Source organism: Sphingomonas sp. DC1600-2, from assembly GCF_049897605.1.
Classification (GTDB): domain Bacteria; phylum Pseudomonadota; class Alphaproteobacteria; order Sphingomonadales; family Sphingomonadaceae; genus Sphingomonas.
In genome coordinates, this window is record NZ_JAFCWO010000033.1 from 1 (window position 1) to 5,729 (window position 5,729).

General features: G+C 54.1%; 3 tRNA genes and 3 rRNA genes. All 6 read right to left on the minus strand.

Annotation, left to right across the window (positions count from 1 at the left end):
- Positions 1 to 250: 250 nt before the first annotated feature.
- Positions 251 to 327 (minus strand) — tRNA-Met (locus ACP7BL_RS17640).
- 91 nt (positions 328 to 418) lie between these two features.
- A 5S ribosomal RNA gene (rrf, locus tag ACP7BL_RS17645) occupies positions 419 to 533 on the minus strand.
- Between the two features lie 156 nt (positions 534 to 689).
- A 23S ribosomal RNA gene (locus tag ACP7BL_RS17650) occupies positions 690 to 3,483 on the minus strand.
- Between the two features lie 323 nt (positions 3,484 to 3,806).
- Positions 3,807 to 3,882, minus strand: a tRNA-Ala gene (locus tag ACP7BL_RS17655).
- A 22-nt stretch (positions 3,883 to 3,904) separates the two neighbouring features.
- Positions 3,905 to 3,981: transfer RNA gene (locus ACP7BL_RS17660), tRNA-Ile, on the minus strand.
- 227 nt (positions 3,982 to 4,208) lie between these two features.
- Positions 4,209 to 5,693, minus strand: a 16S ribosomal RNA gene (locus ACP7BL_RS17665).
- The 16S, 23S and 5S rRNA genes sit together here with 3 tRNA genes alongside, the layout of an rRNA operon.
- Positions 5,694 to 5,729 lie beyond the last annotated feature (36 nt).

Below are 5,729 nucleotides of genomic sequence, written 5' to 3' on the forward strand. Positions count from 1 at the left end.
TTTAAACCCGCCCGTTGCTTCACCCGCGCTCCTGCGCGACAACGACGGTCGGTCTCTGGTTGCTGCTGGATGAAAGACGGGGGTCACGTCAATTACCCCCCAAAATACCCCCAAATGCAAATCGACGTAGTGGCATTCCGGGGGATCCGGTGAGCGGATTTGGCGCCCCGCGACTCGGGCGTAAGCCCCAGAAAAAAGGCACAAAAAAACCGCCTCGGGGTTTCCTGAGACGGTTTGGTATATGTGAGTTTGGTTGCGGGGACAGGATTTGAACCTGTGACCTTCAGGTTATGAGCCTGACGAGCTACCGGGCTGCTCCACCCCGCGGCAGTTCCGCTTGTGTCGCGGAACGAAAGGGTAGGTGACATGTGAATGGGTTCTTTTGATCTAAGGAGCTTTGCTGCTCACCGGCTTCAATGCCTGGCGACGACCTACTCTTCCATCACTTAAGTGATAGTACCATCGGCGCAGTCAGGTTTCACGGCCGAGTTCGGGATGGGATCGGGTGGGGCACTGACGCTATAGCCACCAAGCAATGGAGCCGGTGAACAGCAAAGGGGTTCTTTGATCTTAAAATCGGTGCACGTTTACGACAATCTGAAGATGGTAGTTGTTAATCAGGCGTTGCATTTGATCATCCGCCATCTGCGACATGCTGGTCACCCAGGATTGTCATTGATGGTGGGACTCTCAAGCGCGAATAGAGCAATTAGTATCGGTTAGCTCCACGCGTTACCGCGCTTCTACATCCGATCTATCAACGTCATGGTCTCTGACGGCTCTATGAAATCTTATCTCGAGGGAGGCTTCCCGCTTAGATGCTTTCAGCGGTTATCCCGTCCATACATAGCTACCCTGCTGCGCTCTTGGCAGAACGACAGGTACACCAGAGGTATGTTCAACCCGGTCCTCTCGTACTAGGGTCAACTCCTCTCAAATTTCGACGCCCACGGCAGATAGGGACCAAACTGTCTCGCGACGTTCTGAACCCAGCTCACGTACCACTTTAATTGGCGAACAGCCAAACCCTTGGGACCTGCTCCAGCCCCAGGATGTGATGAGCCGACATCGAGGTGCCAAACAACCCCGTCGATATGAGCTCTTGGGGGTTATCAGCCTGTTATCCCCGGCGTACCTTTTATCCGTTGAGCGATGGCCCTTCCACGAGGGACCACCGGATCACTATGACCGACTTTCGTCTCTGCTCGACTTGTCAGTCTCGCAGTCAGGCGGGCTTATGCCATTGCACTCTAACAGACGGTTTCCAACCGTCCTGAGCCCACCATTGCGCGCCTCCGTTACTCTTTAGGAGGCGACCGCCCCAGTCAAACTACCCGCCACAGAGGGTCCCTGATCCAGTTTCATGGATCGAGGTTAGACATCAGAAAACAACAGGGTGGTATTTCACCTATGGCTCCACGTCAGCTGGCGCCAACGCTTCAAAGCCTCCCACCTATGCTACACAGTTCTTTCCTAATGCCACTCTGAAGCTGCAGTAAAGGTGCACGGGGTCTTTCCGTCTAACCGCGGGAACCCCGCATCTTCACGGGGAATTCAATTTCGCTGAGCATGTCCTGGAGACAGTGGGGAAGTCGTTACGCCATTCGTGCAGGTCGGAACTTACCCGACAAGGAATTTCGCTACCTTAGGACCGTTATAGTTACGGCCGCCGTTTACCTGGGCTTCATTTCAGAGCTTGCACCCCTCCACTTAACCTTCAGGCACCGGGCAGGCGTCAGGCCCTATACGTCGTCTTGAAGCCGACTTAGCAGAGCCCTGTGTTTTTGCTAAACAGTCGCTACCCCCTGGCCTGTGCCCCCTCAAAATGCTTGCGCACAATGAGGGCCTCCTTCTTCCGAAGGTACGGAGGCAATTTGCCGAGTTCCTTCAGGACACTTCTCTCAAGCGCCTTGGTATACTCTACCTGACCACCTGTGTCGGTTTCGGGTACGGTCTATACGGTGGGGCTATTTCCTGGAACCTCTTCGAAGCCCTCCCAATCCAATAAGGGAGAACAACACACGAGATCCGTCACACACCACCAGGCCCACGAATATTAACGTGGTTCCCATCGACTACCCCCTTCGGGCTCGTCTTAGGGGCCGGCTCACCCTGCGCGGATTAGCCTTGCGCAGGAACCCTTGGTCTTTCGGCGAAAGGGCATCTCACCCTTTTTATCGCTACTCATGTCTGCATTCGCACTTCCGATACCTCCACGACCCATTACCAGATCGCTTCACAGGCTTACGGAACGCTCCGCTACCGCGTGGCTTGCGCCACACCCTAAGCTTCGGTGCATCACTTTAGCCCCGTTACATCTTCGCCGCAGAACCTCTTATTTAGACCAGTGAGCTGTTACGCTTTCTTTAAAGGATGGCTGCTTCTAAGCCAACCTCCTGGTTGTTTTGGAAGTTCCACATGCTTTCCCACTTAGTGATGACTTGGGGACCTTAGCTGTAGGTCAGGGCTGTTTCCCTTTTGACGACGGACCTTAGCACCCGCCGTCTGTCTCCCGAGTAGTACTCGTAGGTATTCGGAGTTTGGTTAGAGTTGGTAGGTCTCGCGACCCCCGCATCCATCCAGTGCTCTACCCCCTACGGTATTCGCTCGAGGCACTACCTCAATAGTTTTCGCGGAGAACCAGCTATTTCCCGGCTTGATTGGCCTTTCACCCCTAAACACAACTCATCCGGTAACTTTTCAACGTTAATCGGTTCGGACCTCCAGTGCGTGTTACCGCACCTTCATCCTGGTCATGCCTAGATCGCCGGGTTTCGGGTCTAATACATCAAACTCTGGCGCCCTATTCAGACTCGCTTTCGCTGCGCCTACACCTAACGGCTTAAGCTTGCTTGATACATTAAGTCACAGACCCATTATGCAAGAGGTACGCTGTCAGGCCTCAAGGACCCTCCAACTGCTTGTAGGCAATCCGTTTCAGGTACTGTTTCACTCCCCTCATCGGGGTGCTTTTCACCTTTCCCTCACGGTACTAGTTCACTATCGGTCGCATACGAGTATTTAGGCTTAGAGGGTGGTCCCCCTATGTTCAGACAGGATTACACGTGTCCCGCCCTACTCAAGTCCGACAATTTCACTTTCGCATACGGGGCTGTCACCCGCTATGGCCGATCTTTCCAAATCGTTCTGCTAATTCACTTGTCGGCACTGGCCTGGTCCGCGTTCGCTCGCCACTACTAACGGAATCTCGGTTGATGTCTTTTCCTCCAGCTACTGAGATGTTTCAGTTCGCCGGGTTCGCTTCACGAAGCCTATGTATTCAGCTAAGTGATACCTAGCCCCATTTAGCTTGCCTGCTCAGTTACCCGAACATGCAAGTTAAACGGGATAGGTGGGTTTCCCCATTCGGAAATCTGCGGGTCAAAGGTTGCTCACACCTCACCGCAGCTTATCGCAGCGTGCCACGTCCTTCATCGCCTGTATGCGCCAAGGCATCCACGAATTGCCCTTACCTCACGCTTGAGAGTCCGCACCACCAATGACAATGCTGGGACTGATCATGACGATCAGACCAAAACTCGGCAGAGCAGCAAAGTCACAGTATCTTGGTGCGGATGATTAAAATGCTCAGCCTGATTATTAAAACGTTGTATCCGCCTCGAACCGCTCAGATCCGGGTAAACCCGAACCAAAACGTTCTCGTCGAACCAACGCCGATATCACGGCATCGATTTTAAGAACCCATTCACAATGTCAAATAAGGGAGGCCGTAGCCTCCAATTTCCGCCGAAGCGGAACCGTTTCTCTTCATCTCTAGGTTGTACAGCTGGCGACGCTTTGGTGAGTGGTGGAGCCTATCGGGATCGAACCGATGACCTGATGCTTGCAAAGCAACCGCTCTCCCAGCTGAGCTAAGGCCCCATACTCTTTAAAGCGCAAAAAGTGGTGGGCCTGGGTGGATTCGAACCACCGACCTCACCCTTATCAGGGGTGCGCTCTAACCAACTGAGCTACAGGCCCGCGCCTCGCTCGCGCGCCCGTCAGTCGCAGCAAAGCTGCGCCTTGTGGGCGCGCTTAGCAGCGCTGGCCGAGCTTGGCGACGTGCGAAATAGCTCACGCTATTTCGTCTCGCGCCTTGCGCTTAACCTAGTGATGAAGGGACATGAGGACGGCGGCCAATGTTCTTTGGAATGGAAGAAGCTCTTCCTCTCGCCGAAGCGAAAGGCGCTTTCTGCCGATATCCTTAGAAAGGAGGTGATCCAGCCGCAGGTTCCCCTACGGCTACCTTGTTACGACTTCACCCCAGTCGCTGAACCCACCGTGGTCAGCTGCCTCCTTGCGGTTAGCGCACTGCCTTCGGGTGAATCCAACTCCCATGGTGTGACGGGCGGTGTGTACAAGGCCTGGGAACGTATTCACCGCGGCATGCTGATCCGCGATTACTAGCGATTCCGCCTTCATGCTCTCGAGTTGCAGAGAACAATCCGAACTGAGACGGCTTTTGGAGATTAGCTCACCCTTGCGAGATTGCTGCCCACTGTCACCGCCATTGTAGCACGTGTGTAGCCCAGCGCGTAAGGGCCATGAGGACTTGACGTCATCCCCACCTTCCTCCGGCTTATCACCGGCGGTTTCCTTAGAGTGCCCAACTAAATGATGGCAACTAAGGACGAGGGTTGCGCTCGTTGCGGGACTTAACCCAACATCTCACGACACGAGCTGACGACAGCCATGCAGCACCTGTGTTCCAGTCCCCGAAGGGAAGAGATCGGTCTCCCGAAATCGTCCGGACATGTCAAACGCTGGTAAGGTTCTGCGCGTTGCTTCGAATTAAACCACATGCTCCACCGCTTGTGCAGGCCCCCGTCAATTCATTTGAGTTTTAACCTTGCGGCCGTACTCCCCAGGCGGATAACTTAATGCGTTAGCTGCGCCACCGAAGCTCTAAGAGCCCCGACAGCTAGTTATCATCGTTTACGGCGTGGACTACCAGGGTATCTAATCCTGTTTGCTCCCCACGCTTTCGCACCTCAGCGTCAATACCAGTCCAGTGAGCCGCCTTCGCCACTGGTGTTCTTCCGAATATCTACGAATTTCACCTCTACACTCGGAATTCCACTCACCTCTCCTGGATTCAAGCGATGCAGTCTTAAAGGCAATTCTGGAGTTGAGCTCCAGGCTTTCACCTCTAACTTACAAAGCCGCCTACGTGCGCTTTACGCCCAGTAATTCCGAATAACGCTAGCTCCCTCCGTATTACCGCGGCTGCTGGCACGGAGTTAGCCGGAGCTTATTCTCCCGGTACTGTCATTATCATCCCGGGTAAAAGAGCTTTACAACCCTAAGGCCTTCATCACTCACGCGGCATTGCTGGATCAGGCTTTCGCCCATTGTCCAATATTCCCCACTGCTGCCTCCCGTAGGAGTCTGGGCCGTGTCTCAGTCCCAGTGTGGCTGATCATCCTCTCAGACCAGCTAAGGATCGTCGCCTTGGTGCGCCTTTACCACACCAACTAGCTAATCCTACGCGGGCTCATCCTCAGGCGATAAATCTTTGATCTCGCGATATCATCCGGTATTAGCAGCAATTTCTCGCTGTTATTCCGAACCTGAGGGCAGATTCCCACGCGTTACGCACCCGTGCGCCACTAAGGCCGAAGCCTTCGTTCGACTTGCATGTGTTAGGCATGCCGCCAGCGTTCATTCTGAGCCATGATCAAACTCTCAAGTTTATGACCGGCATCATCGCAGTGGAATTCCACGATAAA